Below are 24,376 nucleotides of genomic sequence, written 5' to 3'. Positions count from 1 at the left end.
GACTTCAGTACGCCGTCCGGGTGGCGGCGGGGCTCGGCGGGAGGGCGGGGTGGGCAGAGCCTGCGACATGACGACACCCATGACCAGGCACCCTCGTCGCCGCCGTCCGGCCGCACCCACCGCGTCCGCGCCCGCCTACCCGGTCCGCGCCGGATGGCCGCCCGCCCCGGCCCGCCCGGGTGGCGGCCAGTGCTGCCGGACCTGGTCAGTTGACTGCACCTCACCCCCGGGCGGGGTGGTCGTCCGCACGACCTGGCACGAACCCGCCTGCCCGGCCTGGGCCCGGCCGTGACCACCAGCGAGGTGACCGGCCCGGCCCGGGTGCGGGTGTGCGCGGTGCTGGTCCACGACGGCCGCCTCTGCCTGATCCGCCGCCAGCGCTCGGCCGGCCTCCAGCACTCGCTGCCCGGCGGCCTGGTCGAGGACGAGGACGGCGAGGACCCGATCGACGCGCTGCGCCGGGAGCTGATCGAGGAGCTCGGCCTGGACCTGGCGGTGCTGCCCGCGCCGCCGGTGCTGCGCTTCGTCCAGGACCAGGAGACCGAGCGGCCGGGCGAGGTGGAGCTGTTCCGGCGCCGGCACCTGGTCTTCACCGCCCATCTGCCCGTCGCCCTGGCGCAGACCGTCGCCGAGACCGAGCAGGACGACCCGGGCCGGGCACCGGTGGTGTGGCTTCCGGCGGCCGACGCGGCCGGCCTCCACCTGTACCCGGACGTCGCTGCCGTTCTCGGCCAGGCCGTCCGGCCCGACACCGCCGCAGGCGGCCCGGTGCTGCTCCCGGCGATGACCGCCGCGTCCTACCAGTGGCGCGGACCTCCCGAGCGCATGTGTGCCGAGACACGCTGGTTGTCACCGGCGACAGAGCGAGACCTGTACGGCTGGTCTTGCTGGGACAGGCTGGTTGACGCCGTTTGGTCATGCTTCTTGTCACCAGAAGGGCATGGTCGGTCTTGTTGTCGCCGGTCACGAAGAGCTGCTCGGAGATCTGCAGGAGGTCTGCTCCTTGAGTATTCGACGGCCGTGGCGTCCGTGGATCATCCGCTGCGGCCGAGGCCGGGCCAGGCGGCCCGCAGCAGGGCGGTCTCGGCCGCAGAGAGCGGGCGATGGCCGAGGGCGACGTCGTCCTGATGATGGGTCCACTCCCCGTAGAGCAGGATCGCCCTGCCGTGCTCGTCGTCGGTGCACACCGCCCAGCGCCCGATGTTGCTCTGGATCGACCAGTCGTAGTAGCGCAGGCCACCCGAAGCGGCCTGGCTGGACGTCACCTCGATTCCACGGGGAGGGAGCAGGTCTTCCAATGACCCGGCGGTCGAGGGCAGGAACCTGTGGGCGGCCTCGACTATCTCCGTGACCTCCTCCACCCTGACGCGCAGCCAGGCGTACCCGTTTCCCTGAGCGAGCACGGAGAGGGGCGTGCAAGCGGCCATCGCGCAGTTCCGCATCAGCTCTGGATGCTCGTCCAGCCCGTTGAGCGCCGCGAGAGCAGGTGCGAACAGCGCCCAGAACGGGACTCGGCCGTCGGTGAGGAAGGGCCCGCGTATCCTGGCCACCCGCTCCTCGCCGGGCAGCGGCAGCGAGTCGGATCTGGGGAACGGCTCACTCGTTCCCAGCGGCAGGCCGGGGGGAGAGCCGTCCGCCCACTCCACACGCGCTGTGCCGGCCAGCGCGGCCCAGTGCGGCGCGGGACTCTCCGACCAGGCGGGTCGGGCGCATCCTGAACTCGTCGGGCACGGAACGGAGACGGCGATCGACATGTCGGGCATGATCGCAGACTCCTGCTCCGGCAGGTTGTGCCCCAGCAGCCGCGTCCACGCCACAACCGAGGGCCGGCAGGCTCGGCCACAGCTGCGCGCCCTCCCACGCCAGGCCTGATCGAGCTGGGTTTCGTCGGTCTGGACATGTTCACCCAGCGGTTGGAACAGGAGCACCGGGCCGGCCGTGTTCTGCACGGAACAGCATCGGTGCAGGTAGGAGGGCCTCGCAGTGGAGGGGGCGCGGCCAGTGAGCGGAGCAGCTGACGTTTGATTACTAGAACAAATGCTCGAATAATGAGGATGAAGCGGGCGCAGCTGAAGCGGATCAACGCCGCCCACTGTCCGGTGACACCGATCTTTGACCGCGTGCCACCGAACCTTGACGGACGCGAGTTCGTGTCATCGAAGATTGATCGCACTGGTCAGAGGTTCTGCGTGTAGTTCAGTCCCGCGTAGGCAGCTGGCTGCCACGGCATTGGAGCGCGCGTGTGCTCGGCTGCAGGAAGGCCGGTCAGGAGGTCTCGCGAACGATCCAAAAGCGGGATTGGCGGTACGCAGTGCCGTTGGGGTCGTCAGCCGCGACGCGAACCGGAGTGTGGAGACACACGACCCGACCGCCCAACTGCTTCTCCTCGGCCGCCAACCACCGCGACTGCCAGAGCATCGCGGCCGCCATACCCGCCAGAAACATGCCGACCGGTATCCCCGTCGCGTAGCTGGCAGTGAGTCCGATCAGCAGTACCAGGAGCAGCGGCTTGGTGAGGCTGCGGGAGAACAGGTCGAAGGTCTTGTCCCCCGCGACCATCTCAGCGGTCGGCGGAGGAGGAGACAGTCTTTCCAGCCTCGTCTCGTACCAGGGCCGACGGACCTTCAGAAGTCCCCAGAACGTCGTCACGAAGAGGATCAGAGCGGTTCCCACGCTCGTCGCGGGGTCCAACTGGTGGGATCCCCCCGTGTAGGCCGGCACGCAGCTCACCAAGCTCACAGGGAGCAGCAGGGACGCCTGAATCCGTACCGACGCGACGAGTCTTACCAGCCGCAGACCACCGCTCACGAAGCATCCCCCCAACTCGACCAAGATCCGCACGATCCTAACGCCGACGAGACGCCCACCCGGGTCTACCCCGTCACCGCCCAGCGGTTCCCCCGATACCGCCACCGCCTAGGAAGCGCAGGACCCCGGCACGGACCTTTACCTCGCCGGGCGCCCACCGCCGGACTCACCAGCTCGGCCCCGACCGGTAGGAGACCCTGGTCTGCCCCGGCGTGATGGGATTGCTGCTCTGGCCTCCCCAGCGCGCTTCGGCAAATCGGTCTCCAACCACGGTTTGAGCACTGGTGGGGGCGCCAGATCTGAGTATGGCAAGGGGGAGCCGCGCGCCGACCAGTCTGCCGGGGGAGCAGGGCGGGTCCGGTGTTCTGGGTCCGCGCAGAGTCTCTGACCAGTGCGATCAACCTTCGATGACACGAACTCGCGTCCGTCAAGGTTCGGTGGCACGCGGTCAAAGATCGGTGTCACAGGACACCCACGACGCCGTCCTGAACGGCGGTGCAATGCCCGGACGTCGGCTCACCGAGGCGCTGCACGCTCTCGACATGCCGCTGCGCACCCACCTCGACCTGCTGCGCACCACCCGCCCGCCGCAGCCGGCCGCCCTCGCCGGTGCCGGGTGACCAGGACCGCTTCACCAGCCGCTCCGAGCCCCCTACCCTCGATCCGGCGGTCGGGTCCCGTCTTCTGGCTGTGGGGTCGCCCCTGGTGGCAGGTGCAGCAGTGGTCTCGCTGTGGTCCACTGACCGTGGTGGGAGCGAACCCGCTGTTCATGGTGAACTGGATCTTCGAGACCGTGGAAGCGACCGGACCGACCGGTTTGTCACGCGATATTCCCGATGGCGGTGACCTGGTAGGTCAGCCTGAGCAGATTGCTTGTCCCGCGGACGGCAAGATCGCAGCTCAGCTGGATACGACCGTCCACGAAATGGAAGTTCGACCTGTCCACGGCCCAGCCGGCGTTGTTGCCGTCTGCCTCCGTGCTGATGGCGGCGAGGGACACCGCGGGGGCGACCGCCGGGGCGCTGGACCACGCGACCTCGTCGAGGATGAAGGTGATGTTGAAGCGCTGCCAGTCAGGCCCTGTCGCGTTGGCCGCCTCGATCACCGTGCCGCTGAAAAAGACCATGCTGCCTCCACCAGCAGCGGGCGTGATGAGGTGGAACCGGTTGTCAAAGGTAACCATTGCAGCTCAACTCCTTTGCACTGATGGCGAGTTGTGATACCTTGCAAGGTGAATCGTACGGTAACTACTTGGAATGCGCTCGTTGGCCGACCGGCTGTCGGCGGATCGGTCGAGGACACTGGGACCAGCATCGAGCCGCCCGCACGCACATGGTGCGGGTTCCGGACGACGGGCGCCTGGTGGTCTTGGCCGCCCGCCACACCGTGACCCTCGCCCGGATCCTGGAGACCCGCGTCGTCGACGAGCGCCTTCGCGGCGCCGGCGAGCTCTGTACCACCCGCGCCCGCGCCCCGTTCTAGGAACCCCGCCCGAACCGGCCGCTTCGTCGTCCTGCACCGAGATCCTCGACCGGCACTTCCCGCCGCAGGACGACCCTGCCTGATGAGCCCGGCCCCCGCAGAAGGCCGGCACCCCGCCCCGGCCTGGGCCGTTCGGGCGGTGCGCGCCACGGGCAATGGGATGCGGCGTGCACCGGCCGCCCGATCCTGCCAGGGGCCCGCCGCCCACCTCGCACCGGGTGATCTCTCGCCCACTTCGCCTGACGACGCAGCCCGGGCTACTTCGGCACTGCCAGTGTGGGGGTTTGGACGTTCACCCAGGAGGCTCCCGGCGACCCGGAGGACATGCTCATCGACGAGGCCTGCCGGGACCTGAAGCTACCCGCCTTCCGCGAGCGGTTCATCGAGCTCGCCGCCACCGCGCGGCGCGAGCAAGCCACCTACAAGCAGTTCCTCCTGGACCTGCTGCAGGTCGAGCTCGCCGACCGCGACGTTCGCCGCCAGCAGCGACTGCTCCGGATGGCCCGCTTCCCACGCCCGAAGCGGCTGGACTTCGACTTCTCCAAGAACCCGAACGTCACCCCAGAGGTCGTCGCCGACCTGAAGTCGCCCGCCTGGGTGCGCGAGGGCCGCCCACTGGTGCTGATCGGTGACAGCGGCACCGGCAAGAGCCACCTGCTGATCGGGATCGGCACCGCGATCGCCGAGGCCGGCCTGTCAGTCCGCTACACCACCACCTCGGCCCTGGTGAACGAGCTCGCCGAGGCCGACGCCGCGCGCCGCCTGTCCTCCGTGATCGCCCGCTACAGCAAGATCGATCTTTTGTGTCTGGACGAGTTCGGATACCTGAACCTGGACCGCAAGGGCGCCAAACTGCTGTTCCAGATCTTCACCGAACGCGAGGAGTGCAAGGCCACCGCCGTCGCGACGAACTCACCGTTCACCGAGTGGGACAAGACCTTCGGAGACGCCCGGCTCTGCGCGGCCATCGCCGACCGGATCACCTTCCGTTGCACCCTGATCCAGACCGGCACCGAGTCCTACCGCTACCAGGCCACCCAGGAAGGCCTCTTCGCAGCTCCGAAATGACCTCCGCCAGAGGCCGACCGATCGGCGTCGGACATCGTGCGGGCAACGGCCCGCCAACGGCAGATCAGCAGATCAGATGCCGAGCACTTTTGCGGTTCGAGGGTGACCTTGGCGGCGGGAGTCGATTACGTTTGAGCGATCACCGACGCCCTGGTCCGGGGGCGCAGAGGAGCCGTCGATGCGCTACGAATCTCAGCACGACGCACGTCTTGCCGCCTACGGGACCGTTGCTACCCGCCTGTCCCTGCTGAGCGACCGGCGTCTCGGCGAGATCGTGGCGTCCGCTCCTCCGGTCGGATCCGGTATCGGCGGCAGGTCGGCGGAGCTGGACATCGACGGGACGCGGGTCTTCGTCAAGAGGGTGCCGTTGACGGACGTCGAGACCCAGCCGGAGAACATCCGGTCCACGGCGAACCTCTTCGGTCTGCCGCTGTTCTACCAGTACGGAGTGGGCTCGGCCGGGTTCGGTGCCTGGCGAGAGCTGGCCGTCCACATCATGACCACCAATTGGGTCCTCGGGAAGGAGTACGAGGGCTTTCCCCTGATGTACCACTGGCGGGTCCTGCCCGACTCCCCTCCCGAGGGCTTCGTGGACGAGTTCGGGGGCATCGACGGAGCGGTTGCCTATTGGGAAGGCTCGCAGGCCGTACGCGAGCGCCTGGAAGCCATCGGCCGATCCTCCCGCAGCCTGGTGCTGTTCTTGGAACACGTGCCGCAGACACTCCGCGCGTTGTTGCACGAGCACGGGGAGACTGCGGTGGCCACCGGCGGCGACTCTCCTGCGTGGGCGGAGAATGCCTTGGCGCGGGGCACGGCGTTCATGAGCTCTCACGGACTCGTGCACTTCGACGCCCACTTCAACAACCTGCTGACCGACGGCCAGCTGATCTACTTCGCGGACTTCGGACTGGCCCTGAGCTCAGGCTTCGAGCTCTCAGCAGCCGAGCGGCAGTTCTTCTCGGACCATCTCGGGTACGACCGCGACTACACCGCAAGCCAACTGGTCCACCACCTCGTCGACCGCGTCCGGGGCGGCATGGAAGCAGACGTGTTCCTTCAGGACTGGATCTCACGTCGAAGGCCCGAGGCCGTTCCACCGGAGATCGCTGTGATCGTCGAGCGGCATGCCCGGGCCAGCGTCGTCCTGGACGGCTTCCACCTCCGGCTGCTGTCGGAGAGCAAGCAGACTCCGTTCCCCGGTGCCGAGCTCAACCGCGTCGCAGACGCCGGTGAGGCATCGCGCTGACATTCGAAGGAGCGGGCCCCGGCCGCGACTTGTCAGGGAGGCGACCCGCGGGCCCACAGCCACAAGCTAACGACATCCCTGGTACTCCAGCACCTAGACACTCCGCTCCGGTCGGGAAGGTCACTCGATCAGTGGCTCCCAATCTCGCCGAAAAACCTTGAGTACGGTCAAGTACATCTGCCTCACGAACGGCCCAACGATGGGGCCGACTCTCGCCGGAGACGTGGTGCCCTTATGACCCGATGAAATCACCGGTCGAGGGCCTGAGCTGCCGGTTCCGCCGTCGGGGCCGTGGCCGGCCCCACCGTCGGCCCGTCCCCTCACCGGCCGGGCCGTGACCGGCCCGGCCTGGCCCCGCCCCTGGTGTTGGTGAGTGGCCGAGCAGCGTGCGGTCCGTGGTGGCGGGTACCTGCCTCGGGGTGCGGGTCGTGTTCGGAACCGGGAGCCATCTGCGGATGGTCGGGTCGGTTGCGGGCGTGCGCGGAAGGGGCGGTGGACGGCTCTCGGGCGTGCGTTGTTGGGCCGCCGTGTTCGGGCTGCGGCCCGGTGGCGGGCTGTGGTCAGGTGTGGGTGTGGGGGACTGGTTCGCCGGTGAGGGTGTCGGCCAGGGCCCGGGTGCTCAGTGGCTGATGCAGGACGACGGTGAGTTTGGCGATGCCGCCGTCCTCGCATCCGATGTCCGGGCCTGAGGCGTCCCGGCGCCTGAGCAGCAGTGTGACCTGCTTGGTTGTCTCCCGTGCCACCAGGTCGGGTTTGTAGTCGCAGCCGCTCCAGGAGACTTCCATCGTGATCGTGTGGTCGTCCGCTGCCACGGTGGTGTTTTTCGTGGACGGGTCGGCGAGCTGGATTCGGCGCAGGACGGAGGCGTCCTGCCGCTTGAACGGGAGCGGATAGTCGGGGTCACGCTCCCTCGTGTCGCACGCCGACGTCATGACCGCGATCAGCCCCGCCGCAGCTATCCAGCGCATGTTGCGCACCGTCAGTTCCACGTCCCCGCCCTCCTCTTGTCGTGGATCAGGGTAGGTCCGCCGGGCGGCGGCGTTGCGGGCGGTGTCAACGGGTGGCGTCGACGGCGACGCCGACGAACTGGAGGATGGCGTGACCCCAGGCGGTGGCGGCGATCAGGACGCCGAAGACGACGGCGGTGAAGACGGTGAAGGCCTCGTCGACGCGGCTGCGGGCGTGGGTAGTGCGTCGCAGTCGGGCGATGATGACGATCGCGAGGAACACCGACGCGCTGATCGTGTACTGCACTGCCCACCCCGGGTCTCGGCTTGACGCTGTGTGAGGCTCCGGTCGCCAGGAGCCTGCTGTATTCGGGTGAGCATGCCAGAGCGGCTTAGAGGTCGCGCAGATAGGTGCTGCGGGGGCGCCGCACGGCTGCGAGTGGACACCGTCCGCTTCGGCCGGATCGACACCCCACTCCTGCACTCGCGGCCGGGGCTGGACTCCAACGACGCGATCACCGCCGCCGGGTCGATCACTCCTTTCGGCCGCTTCGGCACCGCCGAGGAAGCCGCCGCCTCGGCCCTTTACAACGGAGCGTCCGTCTGCTGGCATGCCGGGGTCGAGAAGGCGGCGAACGCAGCGTCCAGTAGTTTGCCGAGGTCCTCTTGGCCGTCGCTCGCACCCCATTGCCCGAGGACGATCCACAAGATTTCGAGCGCCGCCGCTACGCGAACGTTGGCGATGACCGATGACCCGTCGGTCGAGGAGGTTGTCTTCTGCAGTCGGGCGACGATCTCTGGTCGCCATTCAGCCTGCTTCTCGCGGAGGCGTGCGCACAGGGCTGGGGTCTGCTCGATGAGGCCGAGGATCGTCACGAGTTCCTGAACGTCGCCCACGAGGAACCTCACGGCTGACTCTAGGGCGTTGCGCAGCCTGCTCCAGTCGTCCTGGTTGGCCCGCTCGGCATCGAGCGCGTCAGTGATGACGCCACCGACAGGGTCGAAGACGAACAGGACCACGTCTTCCTTGGTGCCGAAGTAGCGCAGGAAGGTGCTCCGCGACACTCCGGCGGCTTCGGAGAGGTCGGCGAAGGTGACCTGGTTGAAGCCGGTGAGGCAGAACCGGTTGAACGCGACGCGGGCCAGCTCTGCTCGCACCGCGTGGCGGCTGATCTCACGGGTACCGACTGGCGCTGCGCTCATGGGGACGAGTGTACTCCGACACACTCGTTTGCTTCTTCGGATGCAGGTTTCTAATCTGATACTCAGTGTCAGTCACGATGCTGAGATTCGCGACACTGTCCCCAGCCGGCGGCCCGGTCACGGACCGTCCCTCACCGCGATATGGAGCCACCTCATGAGCTACGAAGGCCTTCCCGCCCTGACGATCGACGTCTCGGACGGGGTCGCGACAGTGACAATCGATCACCCGCCGCTCAATCTGATGGACGCGGTCCTCCTGCCGTCACTCCGGGCATTCGTCGCACGTGTGCGGGACGATGCCGACGTCCGCGTCATTGTCTTCGAGAGCGCTGACCCGGAGTTCTTCGTTGCGCACGGTGACATGGCGTACCTCACCGACCCTGACGCGCTGCCTGCAGCCACTCGCGCTGCGATCGCGGCCGCGCCGGGCTCGACCGTCCCGGAAGGCCTGAACATCCTCCAGGCGATGAGCGAGGAGGTCCGCTCGCTGCCGCAGGTCACCATCGGCAAGCTGGCGGGCTTCGCGCGCGGCGCGGGCAACGAGTTCTTCATGTACCTGGACATGCGATTCGCGGCAATCGGCAAGTCGGGGCAGGGGCAGCCGGAGTCCTTGATGGGGATCCTCCCCGGAGGCGGCGGCACGGTGAATATGACGCGCCTGGCAGGAAGGGCCCGCGCGCTGGAGCTCATCCTCGGCGCCGAACTCGTGGGTGCGGAGCTCGCGGAACGGTACGGCCTGATCAACCGTGCCCTGCCCGCCGCAGAACTCGATTCCTTCGTCGACACCCTCGCCCGACGGATCGCCGGCCTCCGGCCGGAGGTGATCTCCATCACGAAGGCTGCGGTCGACGCGGTCGCGCAGCCGATTCCGCATGCGGCGTATGCCGTTGAGAACGAGGGCCTGTTCGCGGCGTTCGGCGATGAGGTCACCGAGCTCGCCCACAAGCTGCTCGCCGCTGGTATCCAGACCCGCGAGGGCGAACGGGACCACGAGCGCATCGCCAACAGCATCTGAGTGCCCAAGCTCTCGCCATCCGTGCGCAGAGGCTTCGTGGGAAGAGTTCCTCAGCCATTGCCGGCACGCGCGTTGTCGAGTGGTCAGGTGGACCACCCTGGTTCGCCGGGCCTGTCGGGACCACGACCGGCTGAAGCGCCGGAAACGGCGGGCAGGTGAGTGGATGGCACAAGTAGCCGTAAGCTTGACAACGCTGTTCGGCCGCGCGGATAGGCGCGGTTGGGAAGGTAGGTAGCCGAGCGGGCACAGGTCCCGTTAATCATGGAGTTGCTGACGCTCTGTGATCACCGAGGAGACCCGTGCCTGCGCTTCCATCATGGCTGACCGAGCCGCTCTGGGACCAATTCGCGGTCCTGCTGCCCGAGCGGCCGGAATACCACCCGGACCATCCACTTGGCTGCCACCGCCGACGCATCAGCGACCGGATCTCGACAAGATGCTGCAACTGCTGCGCTTCGGCTGTTCTTACGAGGCGATCGCCGACACAACCTGCTCGGCCACCACGATCCGCAGCCGCCGCGACGAATGGATACGACTGGGCGTCTTCGCTCGACTCAAGCAGATCGCGCTCGACGCCTACGACCGGATCGTCGGTCTCGCCCTCGACCAGATCGCCGTAGACGGCTCCATCACCAAAGCTCCAGGAGGCGGTGAGATGGCCGGGCGTTCCCCGGTCGACCGCGGCAAACAGGGCCTGAAACGCTCGAACATGACGGACGGATACGGCATTCCACTGGGTCGTGTTCTGGCCGGCGCCAACTGCCATGACTCCCCGCTGCTCGCCCCGACCCTGGACCGCCTGGACGACCTGGGTCCGTTGCCCGACAAGATCACCGTCCACCTGGACGCCGGCTACGACTCGAACAAGACTCGCACGATGCTCGACGAACGCGGCCTGCACGGCCGCATCGCGCACAAAGGCGAGAAGGCGCCCGTCCAGGCCAGTCAGCGCTGGCACGTCGAACGCACCCATGCATGGCAGAACGCCTTCCACCGGCTCGCCCGCTGCTACGAGCGGCGCGCCCCCGTCGTCAACGCATTCTTCGACCTCACCGACACGATCATCACCGTGCGCAGCCTGATCCGGCGAGCATGGATGACTCATCGCTGGGACGAACGCCCGAACCGCCGACCATGACCGCACCCCTTTCCGCGCCACCTCTTACATGGAGCGACCTCGTGTCGCACACTGAGCGCTTCAGTTGGCGGGTTGAGCAAAAACCGCTGACCAGCAGCAATACCCAAGAGCGGCTTCCCGTGGAGCGGACATTCGAGCCACGCAGCCCGCTGATGAGCCTGGACACGTCAGTTGGAACCAGTCAGGGTCGGTGAGCTGTGGTTTCTGGTCCGTGGGACACGCTTGTTGGCACCAAGTGGTCACGCTTCTTGCAACCAACCGTGAATTGTCAGCCTTCTTGGCACCCATCACCGCCGCACAGCCGGTGCAGGGCCGCGCGGCTCTCGTCGTCTGCGGCGCGGTAGACCAGAAGCCTCAGCTCCGGGTCCTCCAGCGGGAGCAGGACCTCGAAGTCGACGGCGATCGTCCCGACGGCCGGGTGCCGCAGCAGCTTGCGGCCGCGGCCGTTGACGCGGACCTCCCGCTCGGCCCAGAGCCGGGCGAAGTCCTCGTCCTGCGCGGTGAATTCGGCGATCAGCCCGGCCAGTGCCCGGTCCTCCGGGTGGGCGGCCCAGGCCGCGCGCAGATGGGCGACGCCGTCCCGCAGCACCCCCTCGCGGTCGGCGTAGAAGCCGCGCATCGGCGGGTGCAGCAGGCAGAGCCACATCGCGTTCCGCCGCTCCGGCGCAACGGCGTCGAACTCCGGTAGCAGCCGGGCCATTTCGGGGTTCCAGGCCAGCAGGTCGTAGCGGTGGTCCAGCAGCGCGGCGGGCAGTGGGGAGAGTTCGTCGACCAGGTGGGCCAGCGACGGTGCCGCACCGGTGGCTGCCCCGCCGCGGGTGCCGCCGGGGCGGCGCCGTCGGGCCAGGTCGAAGAGGTAGTCGCGTTCGCCGGGTGCCAACCGCAGGGCCCGGGCCAGCGCCGCCAGCACCTCCGCGGAGGGCCGAAGCCCCCGGCCCTGCTCCAGCCGGACCACGTAGTCGGTGCTCACCCCGGCCAGCTCAGCGACCTCCTCGCGGCGCAGTCCGGGCGTCCGCCGGGCCCGCCGGTGCGCGGGCAGGCCAAGCCGGTCCGGGTCCAGCCGTTCGCGCCTGCTACGCAGGAAGGCGGCCAGTTCCTCGGTGGTGTCCACGGTTCGTGTCGTCATGACCGGTCCAACCGCCAGGGTGGGACCGGCCTTCCCAGGAAAGTCCCTCCCTTATCCGGGGCCCGCCGCCGCCGCAGACTCGGTCCCGGCAACGGAACACGAACACACGCGAGCACAGGAGAACCTGATGGCACTGGCCCTCGACGACTACCGGCTGCTGGGCCGCTCGGGACTGCGGGTCTCACCGCTGGCCCTGGGCACCGCGACCTTCGGCACCGAATGGGGGTGGGGCGCCGAGCGGGCCGAGGCCCGCAAGCTGTTCGACCGCTACGTCGGGCTCGGCGGCAACCTCCTCGACACCGCCGACACCTACACCGACGGCAGCTCCGAGCGCCTGCTGGGCGAGTTCGCCCACGAGGAGCGCGAACGCCTGGTGCTGGCGACCAAGTACTCGACCCTGCGCCGCCCCGGCGACCCGAACTCCGGGGGCGGGCACCGCAAGGCGCTGTTCGGCTCGGTGGAGGGCAGTCTGCGGCGGCTCGGCACCGACTACCTCGACCTGCTGTACCTGCACGTCTGGGACTTCCGGACCTCCGTGGAGGAGGTGCTGCGCGGCCTGGACGACCTGGTCCGGCAGGGCAAGGTGCTGTACGTGGCGATCTCCAACACCCCGGCCTGGCAGGTGTCCCGGATGCAGGCGATCGCGGACCTGCGCGGCTGGTCGCCACTGGTCGCGCTGCAGCTCGAGTACAGCCTGATCGAACGCACCGCGGAGCGCGACCTGATCCCGATGGCCCGGGAACTGGGCCTGGGCGTGGTCCCGTACTCGCCGCTCGGCGGCGGGGTACTCAGCGGCAAGTACGGCCGGGACGACGTGGGAGCGACGGGCGCCGGCCCCGACGGGAGCACCCGCCGGAGCCACAACCTCGCCCTGGGCACCCTCACCGAACGCAGCCTCGGCGTGGCCGGGGTGGTCCGGGAGGTGGCCGGCGAGCTGGGATACACCCCGGCCCAGGTGGCGCTGGCCTGGACGCTGCGGAAGCCGGGCGTGACGAGCACGCTGCTCGGCGCCCGCACCCCCGCCCAGTTGGAGGACAACCTGGGCGCCCTGGCGGTCGAGCTGACGGACTCCCAGCTGGCCCGGCTCGACGCGGCGGGCGCGATCACCCTCGGCCAGCCGCACGAGCTGCTGGCGAGCGAGCCCATCCGCCGGGTGACCACGGGCGACCTGCGGATTGAGACCCGCCGCTGACCCGGCCGCCAGCGGCGGTAGCTGGAGTCCGGAGCCGCAGTCGCTTACCGTCCGGGCGAGCCACGTCCGGATCGCTTCCGCGTCGGCGACGGTCGAACTGGTTCCAACTCTCGTGACCAGGTTCCAACCAGCGTGTCATGACTCATCGGTCGCGGGATCGACGCACGACTCGGGACGACAGATTCCGTGCTGACACGACAGTTAGCGTGCTGAGTCACAGTGGTCCGCAACGACTCCCGGACCACCGCTCGCAAACTACAGCTCGGATTCGCAATCTATCGATCGAAGTCACAACCCCCGCTGGTTGCTGCATTCAGCGTTGCACCTGCTGCACCTGCCGCTGCATCTGCGGTCGCCGCCTGGGCCAACGACGACCGTTGGAGCGAAGACGGCCGCTACCTCCTCAGCCTCACCGACGCGCTGCGCCGCAAGCTCACCGTCTGCGGACCGTCGCGCAGCGGCTGGACGGGCCACCGAGTCGCTTAGCCGTCGGCGAGGGCTGGGTAGTCCCGCCAGCCAACTTTGACATCCTCCTCTGGGCTGGCTCTTACTCTCAGTAGGCTCACCTCCATGGTCTCGGACACGGTCCTGGTCGGTGTGCTCACTTTCGTAGGGACAGGCCTGGCCACAACGACAGGGTTGTGGCAGTGGCAGCGTGTGCAGGTCCGCGACGCGCGAGCGAGCTTTCATAGCCAGCGGGTGGAGGCCCTGAGAGAGGTTTGGGAGGCCTTGTCAGCCCTTGAGGAGGGCCTCCGCACGTCCATGGCGAGTGACGGAGGCCCTACTACTACCCCGACAGGGACTGGGCAGCTGACACAAGTCAACCTTCTGCTGCTCCGGCGTTTTCCGTTCCTTCTACCAGATGAGCAGGAATGGGCACAGGCTTTCGTGCAGCATGTGACCGAAATCGACACCTTGCTCAGGGCAGAGATTGCCACTGGTGCGCCGGACGCCACGTGGTGGGCAACGTCCCGCGCCCAACCGCCGTCTTCAAGCATCGTGGTTCGAGCTGCATCCCAGCTTGAGACGGTCCGAATGAAGTTGGGCGAGCGGTACGCGGCGGTCGTTCGAGGAGACAGCAAATAGGGGCTGACGCTGTCGGGCTGGAGCCGGTATTCCACTGCTCCAGGGGCCGGCTGAGACGGTTTGTCCCGCCTGCCAGCCCTGGGGTTTCGCCCCGTCGCCGGGGTGCGGGGCGAAACCCGGCCGGTCCGCCCGCCCCGACTGCTCCAACCCAGTCTCGACGCCCCGCACCGAGGGCAAGCTGACCGGCCAGCAGACCGCGCTCCCGGACGCGCTCCACCTGCACGCCGAGACCGTCGCCGGCTGACCCGCCCCGCACCGACCACCTCGCCGTCCCGGCCCGCCAGTGGCCCGCCCCGTTCCGAGGAGAGACCGTGACGACCCAACAGCACACCTACAAGCCGCCGACCGTGAACTGGTGCGCCGACTGGTACGGCGGCGACTGCGGCAGCACGGGCGAGGCCTGGTTCGAGGACGGCACCCTCGTGGACGCCGACCACGACTGCGACGACGGCGACGGCGACCAGATCGACTGGGACGGCCGCGCCGAGTGCGGGCAGTGCGGCTGGACGCTCGACACCGACTTCGCCGACGGCGACTACGTCGAGGCCAACCACGACTGCGCCACCGACCAGTAGCACCACCCCCACGGGGCGGCCCCAACCCCGGGCCGCCCCGCCCCCGACCCCCGGAGGCACCACACGATGACCGACACCACCACCCCGGAGCCCACCGCTGACGAAGACCGCTCCGACGAACGCTTCCCGCTGGTGCTCTACCGCCACGACGGCGAGCTCATGATGCCGAGCACCCACGTCACCGCACTGCTGCGCCATACCGCCGAGACCGTGCGGCTGTGGCGGGTCCGGGACCGGGTGCCGCTGGACCTGATGACCACCGCCCGGATCTACGAAGCCCTGATGCAGTACGCCGCCGACCTCGACACCGCCATCGCCGGCGCGCACGGGCAGTGCGACCCGGTGGACCGGTCCCGGGCCGACGAGTTCGCACGGGACCTGGCCGAGACAGCCGACGCCTACCTCGCGGCCGGCGATCCCTCTCCGGGGTCGCCCCGGCCTGCCCTGTACCACGCCACCGACGCCTCGGAAGGCACCGCGCGATGACCGCCGACACCACCGCCCTGCCGAACCAGCCCCGGACCGGCTCTGAGCCGACCCCGCACCGCCCGGCCACCACGGGCACGCCGGCGTCCGGCTTCCCGCCGGTGCTGGTCCTGGACCCCGGCGCGCTCGCCGACCCGGTGGAGCGGGAGCGGGCGTTCGTGCAGCTGCTCCGTTACCAGGCCCAGGTCCGCACCAGCCATGTGCGCCTGGAGGAAGGAGACCGGGTGGAGCTGCTGGAGCCGGTGCGGGCGTCGTGGATCGACGAGGCCCTGGCCGCCGAGGAGTACTGGGAACAGGACGCCCGCGTCCGCGTGGCCGTCCCGGCCGGCGCCCTCGGCGTCATCACCCGGGTCCGCCGCTACCCGACCCCGTTCCCGTACGTCGTCGCGTTCGACCGCAGCCCCGAGTGCGGCGTACGCGACCACCAGATCACCCGCTGCGCCGACCAGTCGCTCACCCCCGCCGCGCCGCCCGCGCCGGAGCGGTGGATGCGCTGACCACCAGCCCGGCCGCCACCACCCGGTGGCGGCCGCCGAACCGTCACCCGGTCAGAAGGGAAGCACCCCCGTGACCAGCCCCCTGCCGATGCTCGGCGACCGCCGTGCCTACCCGGCCATCGCCAAGGCGGCCGCGGCCGCCGAGGCGGCGGCGCGGTTCCTGGTGGCGCCGCTCCTGATCACGCCTCACCCCAGGGGCAGGCTGCTGACCTGCACCGGGGAGTTCCACCTCACCCATGGCGACATGGTCGTCCATACCACCGGGCACGAGCCCCCTGCCCGGACGGGGCCCGGGAGGTGGCCGCCAGCACGCGGAGTGGCGGGACTTGTGTGCCTTCGGATGAGGGGGTTAGCCCCCGGAAGAGTTCGGTGGCTGCCCTCAGCGCGGGGCAACGGATCACGCGAAAGGATCTTCTTACGTCGTCATACGCAAGTTGAGGGGCAAGAAAGCATGGCTATTAGGTACCCGAAGCGCATCAGTCGGCGGGGGCTGCTGGTGACGGCGGTGACCGTGGCGGGGGCGGTCCTCGCTCCGGTGGCGGTCCAGGCGGCCACCGCCGACACGGTCCACACGGCCGACGGGAAGCAGGATCCGGTACGTGCACTGGAGCGGGCAGCCCACCCGCTGCGTGCGACCGAGCCCGGCGGAAGTACGGCCGACCTGCGAGCCCTGTCCGCAATGATCGGCAACGCCAAGGTGGTCGGCCTCGGCGAGGCCACCCACGGCTCCCACGAGTTCTTCACCATGAAGGAGCGGGTCTTCCGCCACCTCGTCGAAGAGAAGGGCTTCACCACCTTCGCCCTGGAGCTGAGCTGGTCCGCGGGACTCCAGATCGACGACTATCTCCAGACCGGCAAGGGCGGTGACGCCCGCAGCGTCGCCAAGCAGACCTTCGCCGACTCGCCCTGGGACCGCGAGGAGTTCGTGAGCCTCATCGAGTGGATGCGCGACTACAACCGCCACCACCCCGACCGCCCCGTGCACTTCATGGGCGACGACATCGGCGCCCCCTCGTTGAATGACGCGTTCTTCGGACGGGTGACCGGTTACGTGCAGAAGAACCACCCCGAGGCACTGCCGCGGCTCAACGAGCTCTACACCGGCCTGCGGCCCATCGACAACGTCTTCGCCTACCTGGGCAAGCCGCTCGCCGAACGGCAGCAGCTCGCAGCCAAGGCGCAGCAGGCCCTGGAACTGGTCAGCAGCCGGAAGGGCTCCGGCGGAGACGCGTTCGACTGGGCCGAGCAGAACGCCCGTTCAATCGCCCAGACCGCCAAGTTCCTCACCATCGACCCGAACGACCCCAAGTCGCTGCCCGACTTCGAGCTGTTCCGAGACGAGGTGATGGCCCAGAACGTGGCCTGGTGGCGGCAGCACACCGGCGACAAGATCCTGGTGTCGGCGCAGAACAACCACGTCGGCTACGTCTCCGACAACCCCGAGCTGTACTCCAAGACGCAGGGGTCGTTCCTGCGCGACACCATGGGCAAGGACTACCTGCCCATCGGCTTCACCTTCAACCAGGGTTCCTTCCTGTCGAAGGACGCCGCACTCGGCGGCGACTGGAAGAAGTTCACCGTGGGCGCCGCCGAGCCCGGCAGGAACGAGCACACCCTCGACCAGGTCGGTTACCAGGACTTCTACCTCGACGTCCGCAAGGCCCCGGCCGCCGCGCGCGCCTGGTTGAACGTCGCCCGGCCCACGCTCAACATCGGCACGCAGTTCCCCGAGAAGCCCCGCGACACCGCGATCGCCCAGTCCTTCGACGTCCTCATCCACCTCCACGAAGTCCGGGAGGCCAACAAACTGAAGCCGTGACGACGCTGCCGTGCGACCACGTCCTCGCCACGCTGTGCCTTGTCCACGCGAAGCCGTAGCAGAGGCAGCCGTTTCGATCCCGCCGAATACTTGGACGGCCCTGGTCCGCCGCGGGCGTATCTGTACTCACTACCCGGTGAAGTTCTCGGACGAGCGGCGACGGCACGAGCCTGCAGATCGGACAATGGCTGGTCAAACAGCGCAGCAGCTACCGCCGGGGAACTCTCGCCCCCGAACGCGTCGCCGCCCTCGACGCCCTGCGCATCGAATGGGATCCCATCGAGGCCGGCTGGCGGCGTGATGAATGACATTTGGGTTGCAGTGTCTGGGCGTCACTTGTTTTCGGTGGTTGGTTCCGGGTTAGTGCTGGTCAGGGCTTTGCCCGCTGAAGAGTGGTGTCGTCTTCGTACCGAAGAGAGGCGTCGTAGATGGGTGAAGCCCTGGGGACACCCGCTGTGACGGTGCGTCGGGTGGGCTGAACGGTGGTGTCCTCGTGCCGTGTCCACCCACTAGGGCATCAGGCGGCTCTACCTTCTGAGCTGGGTTGATCGAGCCACTCGTAAGGTTGGGTCGCCCAGGGGTGCTGGGTGTGGCTATCAGGCGGCTGCCGTTTCGTGGCTTCCGACGCTTCGCCGCTCGGTACCCCACGACGACTCGGCCGCCGATTAGGAAGTGCGAGCAAGTCGCTGAGTAGAGCAATGCCGGCGAGGTCGTCCGCAGTCCGAACAGCATGAACACGCACGTCAGGAGCACGATGAGCCGAATATGGGCGGGGATCGACAGCGGCAAGGGCCACCACCACGGCCTGGCCCTGGACACCGAGGGCAAGACCCTGCTGTCGCGGCGGGTCGCCAACGACGAGCCCGAGCTGCTGAAGCTGATCGGCGACGTCCTCGCCCTGGCGGACGGCGACCGGGTGACCTGGGCGATCGACATGACCGGCGGGGAGCCGGCCCTGCTGCTGAGCCTGCTGACGGCCCACGGCGAGGAGGTCCTGTACATCCCCGGCCGCCTGGTGAACCGGGCCTCCGACGGCTACCGCGGCGAGGGCAAGACCGACGCCCGCGACGCCTACGTGATCGCCGACCAGGCCCGGATGCGCCGCGACCTGCAGCCGATCCGCCCAGGTGACGAAGCCGCGATCGAACTCAAGCTGCTGACCGGCCGCTGAGCCGACCTGGTCGAGGACCGCACCCGCGCCGTCAACCGCCTGCGCGGCACCCTGCTGAGCATGTTCCCGGCCCTGGAGCGGGCCCTGGACGTGACCAACACCGGTCCGCTCAAGCTGCTGACCGAGTACCAGGCGCCGGCCGCGATCCGCCGCGTCGGCGTCGCGCGGCTGACGAAGTGGCTGGCCAACCGCAAGGTCCGCAACGCAAGGGCCCTTGCCGAGACGGCAGTTGAGGCCGCGCAGCGTCAGCACACCTCCGTCCCAGGGGAGAAGACCATCGCCAGACTGGTTCACACCCTGGCCGAGGGGGTGATGGCCCTCAACGAGCAGATCGCCGAGATGGACAAGCTCATCGAGGGCCGGTTTCGCGAGCACGAACTCGCTGAAATAGTCGAGAGTGTCCCGGGCATCGGCACCGTGCTCGGCGCCGAGTTCCTGGCCGGCGTGGGCGGCGGCCTGGACGGCTTCGCCTCCCCGGACGCCCTGGCGGCCTTCGCCGGTGTCGCTCCCGCGCCCCGGGACTCGGGCAAGGTCAGCGGCAACCTGCATCGGCCGACCGTCTACCATCGCAGGCTCCAACGCGTCTTCTACACCTCGGCGTTGGTCAGCATCCGCTGCGATCCGAACTCGCGGGCGTTCTACGACCGCAAGCGTGCTGAGGGCAAGCGGCACGTCCAGGCCGTGATGGCCCTGGCCCGTCGACGGGTCAACGTCCTGTGGGCACTGATCCGTGACCGACGGTGCTACCACGTCACGCCCCCAGTGACCGAGACGGCTTGACAACGACATTAGGAAGCGTGGGCGGCAAGCCTGGCCGCCTGGTCCGGCGCGCTCAGGTCTCGCGTGTCTTCGCGTGGTGGCGTGAGGCTTTCGCGCGGTTGCCGCAGGTTGCCATCGAGTGCCAGCGGCGGGTGCCGTTGCGTGAGGTGTCGAAGAAGTGCAGGATGCACGCCTCGTTCGCGCATTTGCGGATCCTGTCGGGGGCGGTGCGCAGGAGGTCGAGGTAGTCGCGTGCCGCAGTCCAGGCGGCGCCCCAGGACGGGTCCTCGAATTCTGTCTCTTCGCCGGGGCCCTCGGCGGTCAGGGTGGCGCGGATCCGGCCGTGGTCGAGTACGGCGTTGACTCGCTCGGTGGCGGTCGCGGTGCCCGGGCTTTCCACGGCCGTAGCGAGGGCCTCGCGGGTGAGCAGCAGATGCTCCCGTGTTTCGGCGTCGGGGGAGAAGCGGCGGTCGAGACCGTTGCCGGCCAGCCAGATGCGCAGCCCTTCAGGGCCGGCGAGCAGGTCGTGGTGCACGCCGTCGTGAATCCAGCGGGTGTTCAGTAGGTCCAACGAGACGGGTTCTCCGGTCAGAGGGCGCGGATCGGTGACGGGCATCTCTGGCTCCTGCTCCTGTCCGGATCTCCTCCGGGCTAACCGTTCAAGAGTACGTGAGCGGTTGACCTTGCAGCATGTAACCACTAACGTCCATAACAGTGGTTAGATCGGCGGGGTTGCTGCCGACCCGACCTGCGCGGGAGGCCCATTCGCCTCCCGTGCCACTTCCCTCACACTCTCCGGAGGTCTGCATCATGACCGCCATCGTTCTCGTCCACGGTCTGTGGGCCGACGGCTCCGCCTGGAGCGAGACCATCACCGCACTGCACGCACTGGGCCACGAGCCGATCGCCGTCCAGCTCCCCCTGGAGTCACTGGAGGGCGACGTCGCGGCCGTACGCCGGGTCCTGTCCACCGTCGACGGACCGGTACTGCTGGTCGGCTGGTCCTACGGCGGCGCGGTGATCACCAATGCGGCCGTCGGCCAGGAACAGGTCAAGGCCCTGTCCTACATCGCCGCCTTCGCCCCCGACCAGGGCGAGTCCGTCAGTGACATCGCGCACCGCCATCCGGGCAGCCTGATCGGCGAACACTTCAAGGTCACCGAAGACGGGCACTCGTACCTTGACCGGCCCGCCTACGGGACGGTCGTGGCCGCCGACGCCCCCGCCGAACGCACCGCGCTCGCCGCGGCCGTACAGAAGTTCCCGCGCCTGGGCATCGACGCGGCCCCCTCCGGCGCGCCGGCGTGGCGCGAGGTGCCCGTCCACTACCTGATCGCCACCCAGGACCGCGCGCTGCCCACGGTCACCCAGCACGAGATGGCCGGCCGCATCGGCGCCCAGACCACCGAATGGGACACGGGCCACGGCCCCATGTACTCCCGCCCCGGCGACCTGGCCACCTACCTGGACACCATCACCAAGGGCCTGTGACATGCCCTGGGACGGAACGAGCGTGCGGGCTCGAAGCTGGAGCTGACGGCGCGGGCCGACCCGGGACCGGCTGGAGTGCCCGGCCTGCGAGGGCAAGCGCGAGCGGAAGGACCTCGGGCTGCTGATCCTGCCGAACCTGACGACTAGTACTGCAACGGTGCTTACCGTGACGAGGCTTCAGCTTTTGGGCTGTGGCCTCGTCTCTTGTAGTGGCCGGCGCCACCCTCTACGACCGCACCGTGCGCCTGACCGGCTCTCCCTCCGAGCTGCGCACGAGAACTGACCTGACCTGTCGGACCGTCAGTACGGCGGCCGCCTTGTATTCGCATCGCTCCCAGCCGCCGCACTGACCCGGGCGCCAGGCCGCCCGGGTCAAGAAGGCCCGCCAGGCCCACCGCGAGCTGATGCGGACCCTCGCCTGCGTCGACTGCGGCGACGTCCCCGAAGAGGAGAGCTCCTGGGCACACGGCAGTCGACAGCGGACCCGCTGGCCCGGCGGCCGTTGCTGGACCCGTCAGGGCACCGCCGGCCGTCCCCGGCGCCTGAGTGGCTGTTGCCGTTCCGATCTTGAGCGGTGTTGGTCGAACGGGAGTCTCGATTGGGTGAGTGCGGCGGCCGCCGCGCATGAAAGCAGGGCCTCTTGGTAGCTCGAAGGGTGTCTACGCCAAAGAGCGGTCCAGGAGGCCCTGTTGTCGCAGTTCTACGGCATTGCGGGAGCGGGGTCCACTTCGGCCACTCTTGCGTGTGACTGTCTGGCTCACCGGTTCGGGAACGCCGGCGACCGCAGGGTTCGCGAGCGCCGGTATCCGTCGGACATGTCCGATGCGGAGTGGGCTGTGGTGCGGCCGCTGCTTCCGGTGCCGGGCTGGCTGCGCGGGCGGGGCGGGCAGCCGGAGGCGTACTGCCACCGAGCGATACTGGACGCGATCCGCTACCTCGTCGACAACGGAACGAAATGGCGGGCCATGCCGGCCGACTTTCCGCCGTGGGACCGGGTCTACGCCTTCTTCCGCCGCTGGCGCGACCACGGTCTGGTCAAGGAGTTCCACGACCGGCTCCGCCGCAAGGTCCGCGAGCAGGCCGGGCGGGACCCGGAGCCGAGCGTGGGCGTGATCGACTCCCAGTCCATCAAGGCGGACACCGTCGTCGGCGCCGACAGCCGCGGCTTCGACGGCGGCAAGCTGATCAACGGCCGCAAGCGCCACGCCGTGGTAGACACCCTCGGCCTGCTGCTCGCCGTGCTGGTCACCGCCGCGGACATCGGCGACCGCGCCGCCGCGCAGGTTCTGCTCGCCCGGGTCGCCGCCGCGCACCACCGGCTGGCGCTGGTCTGGGCTGACGGCGGCTACACGGGCAGCCTCGTCTACTACTGCCTCGCGGTCCTCGCCCTGGTCCTCGCCGTCGTCAAGCGCAGTGACGACATGCGCGGTTTCGTCGTGCTGCCCAAGCGGTGGATCGTGGAGCGGTTCTTCGCCCACTTGATGCGAAGCCGCCGGCTCGTGCGGGACTTCGAACGGTCCACCGGCAGCGCGGAGGCGATGGTCTACTGGTCGATGACGCATCTCATGACCCGCCGCCTGGCCCGGTCACGCTCTTCGAGAGCGTGAACCGGCCCGGCGCCGGCTCGGCCAGCCACCCGCGCGCTGTCAGCCGTTTCGCCTTCGACCGCAACGCCTCGATCTTCGCGGGCACCGGGTCCAGGCCGAAGCAGGCGGCCATCTCCTGGCACGTCAGCGGGCCTTGACCCAGACGGCCCCGGTCCGCGAGAGCCTGCAGGATCCGCTGGTAGTCCGCCGACAGTGTCGACCAGGCCAGCCCCGCACGCCACACCGGCACCACCGACTTCGGCTTCGCCGCCTCCGAAGATGCAGGCAGCGCGGGCCGTTCACCGCGATCCGACGGCTCCTCGGCGGCGTCCGGGCCGACGGTGTCTCCTTCGCTCGGGGACAGTACCTCGCCGACGCGTGAACGGGCGATGACCCACTCGTTCCACTCCCGCTCGGCCACGACCAGCTCAGCCTGGATACGGTCCGCCTCCTCCCGCAGCGCGTCCACACGACGGCGAGCGGTCAGCTCACGCTGTTCCAGCAGCCCCACGACCGACGGCATCCCCGACCTCCACCAGAGCGACGACTCGACACGTCACCACTCTCCGAGACCACCGACCCTATTCCTGACCAGCGGAAACGCAGCCCTCAAGCCCGGAACGACAACAGCCACTGACGCACCGACAAGACCTCAACCAGTGGCCGACGAATCCGTCCCGGTGCGAGGCGATACAGCGCCGGCGGCACCGGGAGCGGTCCGATCGAGCCCGACCGCACTGACACCGGTGATCCACACCGCGGCGAGCAACCGCCACAGCGGCTCCGCGCGGGTCACCGCCGGCACCGGTATCGAGACCAGGGAGAGCAGCAGCAGGGGGCCGACGGCGACACCGAAGAGGACCAGCCACCGTGGCCCGCGCCCTTGGGCGAGCGCGCGTCGCGAGACATACCACAGCAGCCCGGCGAGCCCGGCCAGGTGGATCGGGCCGCCCACCGCGAGCGTGAGCCGGGCCAGGACGAGAAGGGTGCCGTCACCCGCACGGGCCGCGACCGCCGCCAGAGCCAGCGCCAGCACGCTCGACACCGCGAAGGCCCCGGCGGCGAGCCACATCGCAAACCTCGCCCGGCGATCGGCACCCACTGCAGCGGATACCCCGAGGCCGAACCGGAGCAGTCCTGCGGCGGCGACCAGCTGGAGAAGCGAGGACACCGCAACCGCCGTACCGCTGTGGTCGTAGTAGCCCCTCAACTGGCCCGCTGTGGCGGTGGGCAGGAAAACGGAGCCCCTGGCCAGCACCGCCCCGAAGACCAGGCTGGCGATGAAGCCGACCACGAAGATCGGTCCGCCGAGTCGCCACCCCCGACGTAGATTTCTGCTGTCCATGTCCCCCTCATTCCGAGTCCGACCACACAGGAGCGGCCGCGTCGACGGAGGTCGCACCACCTGCCGTCGCGGCTCTGCCCAGCAAACCCGGAACTGCCGTGGGGCGGCGTCGTACCGATGGAGGCGGTTCCGCTACTCCCCGGGGAGTAGCTCCGGGGGAGAACGCGTGGCTGAGATCGGTGCCGTGCCGCGAGTACAACCGCGGAGCGGGGCCGGCCGCCAGCAGGCCACACTCGACGCGGGGCCCGGTCCGGTCCCTCCGCAGGGAGGTCGGCGGCGCCTTGGCCCCGGTGGTCTCGCCGCCCGGCCCACCGCCTGACGACACGCCGCAGCGGG

24 protein-coding genes and 2 pseudogenes are annotated in these 24,376 nt (G+C 69.1%); 16 read left to right on the top strand and 10 right to left on the bottom strand.

From position 1 onward, the window contains the following. Positions 1-288: 288 nt before the first annotated feature. Positions 289-1,128 carry an NUDIX domain-containing protein gene (locus tag ACIO5E_RS14585; protein WP_400667266.1) on the top strand — a complete coding sequence of 280 codons (840 nt, stop codon included), beginning with the start codon at positions 289-291 and terminating at the stop codon, positions 1,126-1,128. Here the strand turns inward: ACIO5E_RS14585 and ACIO5E_RS14580 are convergent. Both ACIO5E_RS14580 and ACIO5E_RS14575 read right to left on the bottom strand, forming a co-directional pair. Continuing rightward, positions 1,035-1,763 (bottom strand): hypothetical protein, encoded by a 729-nt coding sequence (locus ACIO5E_RS14580; RefSeq protein WP_400667265.1) that lies wholly within the window; start codon positions 1,761-1,763, stop codon positions 1,035-1,037. The two genes, ACIO5E_RS14585 and ACIO5E_RS14580, sit on opposite strands and share 94 nt — an antisense overlap. A gap of 502 nt (positions 1,764-2,265) precedes the next feature. Beyond that, on the bottom strand, positions 2,266-2,808 hold the full coding sequence (locus ACIO5E_RS14575) for a hypothetical protein (protein ID WP_400667263.1): 543 nt from the start codon (positions 2,806-2,808) through the stop codon (positions 2,266-2,268). Positions 2,809-3,266: 458 nt separating this feature from the next. Between ACIO5E_RS14575 and ACIO5E_RS14570 the strand changes: the two genes are divergently transcribed. Continuing rightward, positions 3,267-3,428: a hypothetical protein gene (locus ACIO5E_RS14570; RefSeq protein ID WP_400667261.1), complete on the top strand. Its 162-nt coding sequence runs from the start codon at positions 3,267-3,269 to the stop codon at positions 3,426-3,428. A gap of 200 nt (positions 3,429-3,628) precedes the next feature. Here the strand turns inward: ACIO5E_RS14570 and ACIO5E_RS14565 are convergent, their stop codons facing one another. Further along, positions 3,629-3,991 carry a hypothetical protein gene (locus ACIO5E_RS14565; RefSeq protein ID WP_400667259.1) on the bottom strand — a complete coding sequence of 121 codons (363 nt, stop codon included), beginning with the start codon at positions 3,989-3,991 and terminating at the stop codon, positions 3,629-3,631. Positions 3,992-4,140: 149 nt separating this feature from the next. Here ACIO5E_RS14565 and ACIO5E_RS14560 point away from each other — a divergent pair, with 149 nt between their 5' ends. The 3 genes from ACIO5E_RS14560 (at position 4,141) to ACIO5E_RS14550 (ending at position 6,604) form a co-directional block, all read left to right on the top strand. Next, positions 4,141-4,290: a hypothetical protein gene (locus ACIO5E_RS14560; RefSeq protein WP_400667257.1), complete on the top strand. Its 150-nt coding sequence runs from the start codon at positions 4,141-4,143 to the stop codon at positions 4,288-4,290. Positions 4,291-4,566: 276 nt separating this feature from the next. Continuing rightward, entirely contained in the window at positions 4,567-5,358 is a 792-nt protein-coding gene (gene istB / locus ACIO5E_RS14555) for an IS21-like element helper ATPase IstB (protein WP_400667255.1), read from the top strand. Between the two features lie 178 nt (positions 5,359-5,536). Next, positions 5,537-6,604 carry a protein kinase family protein gene (locus ACIO5E_RS14550; RefSeq protein ID WP_400667253.1) on the top strand — a complete coding sequence of 356 codons (1,068 nt, stop codon included), beginning with the start codon at positions 5,537-5,539 and terminating at the stop codon, positions 6,602-6,604. 560 nt (positions 6,605-7,164) lie between these two features. Here the strand turns inward: ACIO5E_RS14550 and ACIO5E_RS14545 are convergent. From ACIO5E_RS14545 to ACIO5E_RS14535, 3 genes are all read right to left on the bottom strand, one after another. Further along, a complete protein-coding gene (locus ACIO5E_RS14545) occupies positions 7,165-7,593 on the bottom strand; it encodes a hypothetical protein (RefSeq protein ID WP_400667251.1) in 429 nt (142 codons plus the stop codon). Between the two features lie 64 nt (positions 7,594-7,657). Next, positions 7,658-7,858 carry a hypothetical protein gene (locus tag ACIO5E_RS14540; RefSeq protein ID WP_400667250.1) on the bottom strand — a complete coding sequence of 67 codons (201 nt, stop codon included), beginning with the start codon at positions 7,856-7,858 and terminating at the stop codon, positions 7,658-7,660. A 278-nt stretch (positions 7,859-8,136) separates the two neighbouring features. Beyond that, positions 8,137-8,754: a TetR/AcrR family transcriptional regulator gene (locus tag ACIO5E_RS14535; RefSeq protein WP_072653288.1), complete on the bottom strand. Its 618-nt coding sequence runs from the start codon at positions 8,752-8,754 to the stop codon at positions 8,137-8,139. A 154-nt stretch (positions 8,755-8,908) separates the two neighbouring features. On the opposite strand from ACIO5E_RS14535, the gene ACIO5E_RS14530 reads away from it, so the two are divergent. Together ACIO5E_RS14530 and ACIO5E_RS14525 are read left to right on the top strand one after the other, a co-directional pair. Continuing rightward, positions 8,909-9,769: an enoyl-CoA hydratase/isomerase family protein gene (locus ACIO5E_RS14530; protein ID WP_072653289.1), complete on the top strand. Its 861-nt coding sequence runs from the start codon at positions 8,909-8,911 to the stop codon at positions 9,767-9,769. A gap of 299 nt (positions 9,770-10,068) precedes the next feature. Next, positions 10,069-10,907 (top strand): annotated as a pseudogene (locus ACIO5E_RS14525) (IS5 family transposase). 268 nt (positions 10,908-11,175) lie between these two features. On the opposite strand, the gene ACIO5E_RS14520 reads toward ACIO5E_RS14525, so the two are convergent. Then, positions 11,176-12,033 (bottom strand): helix-turn-helix domain-containing protein, encoded by an 858-nt coding sequence (locus ACIO5E_RS14520; RefSeq protein ID WP_400667247.1) that lies wholly within the window; start codon positions 12,031-12,033, stop codon positions 11,176-11,178. Between the two features lie 127 nt (positions 12,034-12,160). Here ACIO5E_RS14520 and ACIO5E_RS14515 point away from each other — a divergent pair, with 127 nt between their 5' ends. The 7 genes and pseudogenes from ACIO5E_RS14515 to ACIO5E_RS14485 all read left to right on the top strand — a co-directional run bounded on the left by ACIO5E_RS14515 (position 12,161) and on the right by ACIO5E_RS14485 (position 19,639). Next, positions 12,161-13,225, top strand: a complete 1,065-nt coding sequence (locus ACIO5E_RS14515) for an aldo/keto reductase (protein ID WP_400667245.1) — start codon at positions 12,161-12,163, stop codon at positions 13,223-13,225. A 1,397-nt stretch (positions 13,226-14,622) separates the two neighbouring features. Further along, entirely contained in the window at positions 14,623-14,886 is a 264-nt protein-coding gene (locus ACIO5E_RS14510) for a hypothetical protein (RefSeq protein ID WP_400667243.1), read from the top strand. 66 nt (positions 14,887-14,952) lie between these two features. Beyond that, the gene (locus tag ACIO5E_RS14505) at positions 14,953-15,372 is read left to right on the top strand and encodes a hypothetical protein (RefSeq protein WP_400667241.1); all 420 of its coding nucleotides are present in this window, start codon (positions 14,953-14,955) and stop codon (positions 15,370-15,372) included. Then, positions 15,369-15,869 (top strand): hypothetical protein, encoded by a 501-nt coding sequence (locus tag ACIO5E_RS14500; RefSeq protein WP_400667239.1) that lies wholly within the window; start codon positions 15,369-15,371, stop codon positions 15,867-15,869. The genes ACIO5E_RS14505 and ACIO5E_RS14500 overlap by 4 nt, the downstream gene beginning before the upstream one ends. Before the next feature lie 451 nt (positions 15,870-16,320). After that, positions 16,321-17,688 (top strand): erythromycin esterase family protein, encoded by a 1,368-nt coding sequence (locus tag ACIO5E_RS14495; protein ID WP_400667237.1) that lies wholly within the window; start codon positions 16,321-16,323, stop codon positions 17,686-17,688. Positions 17,689-17,858: 170 nt separating this feature from the next. Then, a complete protein-coding gene (locus tag ACIO5E_RS14490) occupies positions 17,859-17,996 on the top strand; it encodes a helicase associated domain-containing protein (RefSeq protein WP_400667930.1) in 138 nt (45 codons plus the stop codon). Between the two features lie 446 nt (positions 17,997-18,442). Further along, positions 18,443-19,639: pseudogene (locus ACIO5E_RS14485) on the top strand (IS110 family transposase). Between the two features lie 52 nt (positions 19,640-19,691). On the opposite strand, the gene ACIO5E_RS14480 reads toward ACIO5E_RS14485, so the two are convergent. Beyond that, the gene (locus tag ACIO5E_RS14480; protein WP_400667236.1) at positions 19,692-20,234 is read right to left on the bottom strand and encodes a CGNR zinc finger domain-containing protein; all 543 of its coding nucleotides are present in this window, start codon (positions 20,232-20,234) and stop codon (positions 19,692-19,694) included. Between the two features lie 194 nt (positions 20,235-20,428). On the opposite strand from ACIO5E_RS14480, the gene ACIO5E_RS14475 reads away from it, so the two are divergent. Together ACIO5E_RS14475 and ACIO5E_RS14470 are read left to right on the top strand one after the other, a co-directional pair. Further along, positions 20,429-21,109 carry an alpha/beta fold hydrolase gene (locus tag ACIO5E_RS14475; RefSeq protein ID WP_400667234.1) on the top strand — a complete coding sequence of 227 codons (681 nt, stop codon included), beginning with the start codon at positions 20,429-20,431 and terminating at the stop codon, positions 21,107-21,109. An 815-nt stretch (positions 21,110-21,924) separates the two neighbouring features. Then, entirely contained in the window at positions 21,925-22,716 is a 792-nt protein-coding gene (locus ACIO5E_RS14470; RefSeq protein ID WP_400667232.1) for an IS5 family transposase, read from the top strand. On the opposite strand, the gene ACIO5E_RS14465 is transcribed toward ACIO5E_RS14470, so the two are convergent. Together ACIO5E_RS14465 and ACIO5E_RS14460 are read right to left on the bottom strand one after the other, a co-directional pair. Then, entirely contained in the window at positions 22,673-23,218 is a 546-nt protein-coding gene (locus tag ACIO5E_RS14465; RefSeq protein WP_400667230.1) for a hypothetical protein, read from the bottom strand. The two genes, ACIO5E_RS14470 and ACIO5E_RS14465, sit on opposite strands and share 44 nt — an antisense overlap. Before the next feature lie 129 nt (positions 23,219-23,347). After that, positions 23,348-23,989 (bottom strand): hypothetical protein, encoded by a 642-nt coding sequence (locus ACIO5E_RS14460; protein ID WP_400667229.1) that lies wholly within the window; start codon positions 23,987-23,989, stop codon positions 23,348-23,350. Positions 23,990-24,376 lie beyond the last annotated feature (387 nt).

Source organism: Kitasatospora sp. NPDC087314 (genome assembly GCF_044744365.1).
Lineage (GTDB): Bacteria > Actinomycetota > Actinomycetes > Streptomycetales > Streptomycetaceae > Kitasatospora.
Note: the sequence above shows the minus strand (reverse complement) of the source record. Positions and strands in the feature narration are given on the sequence as shown.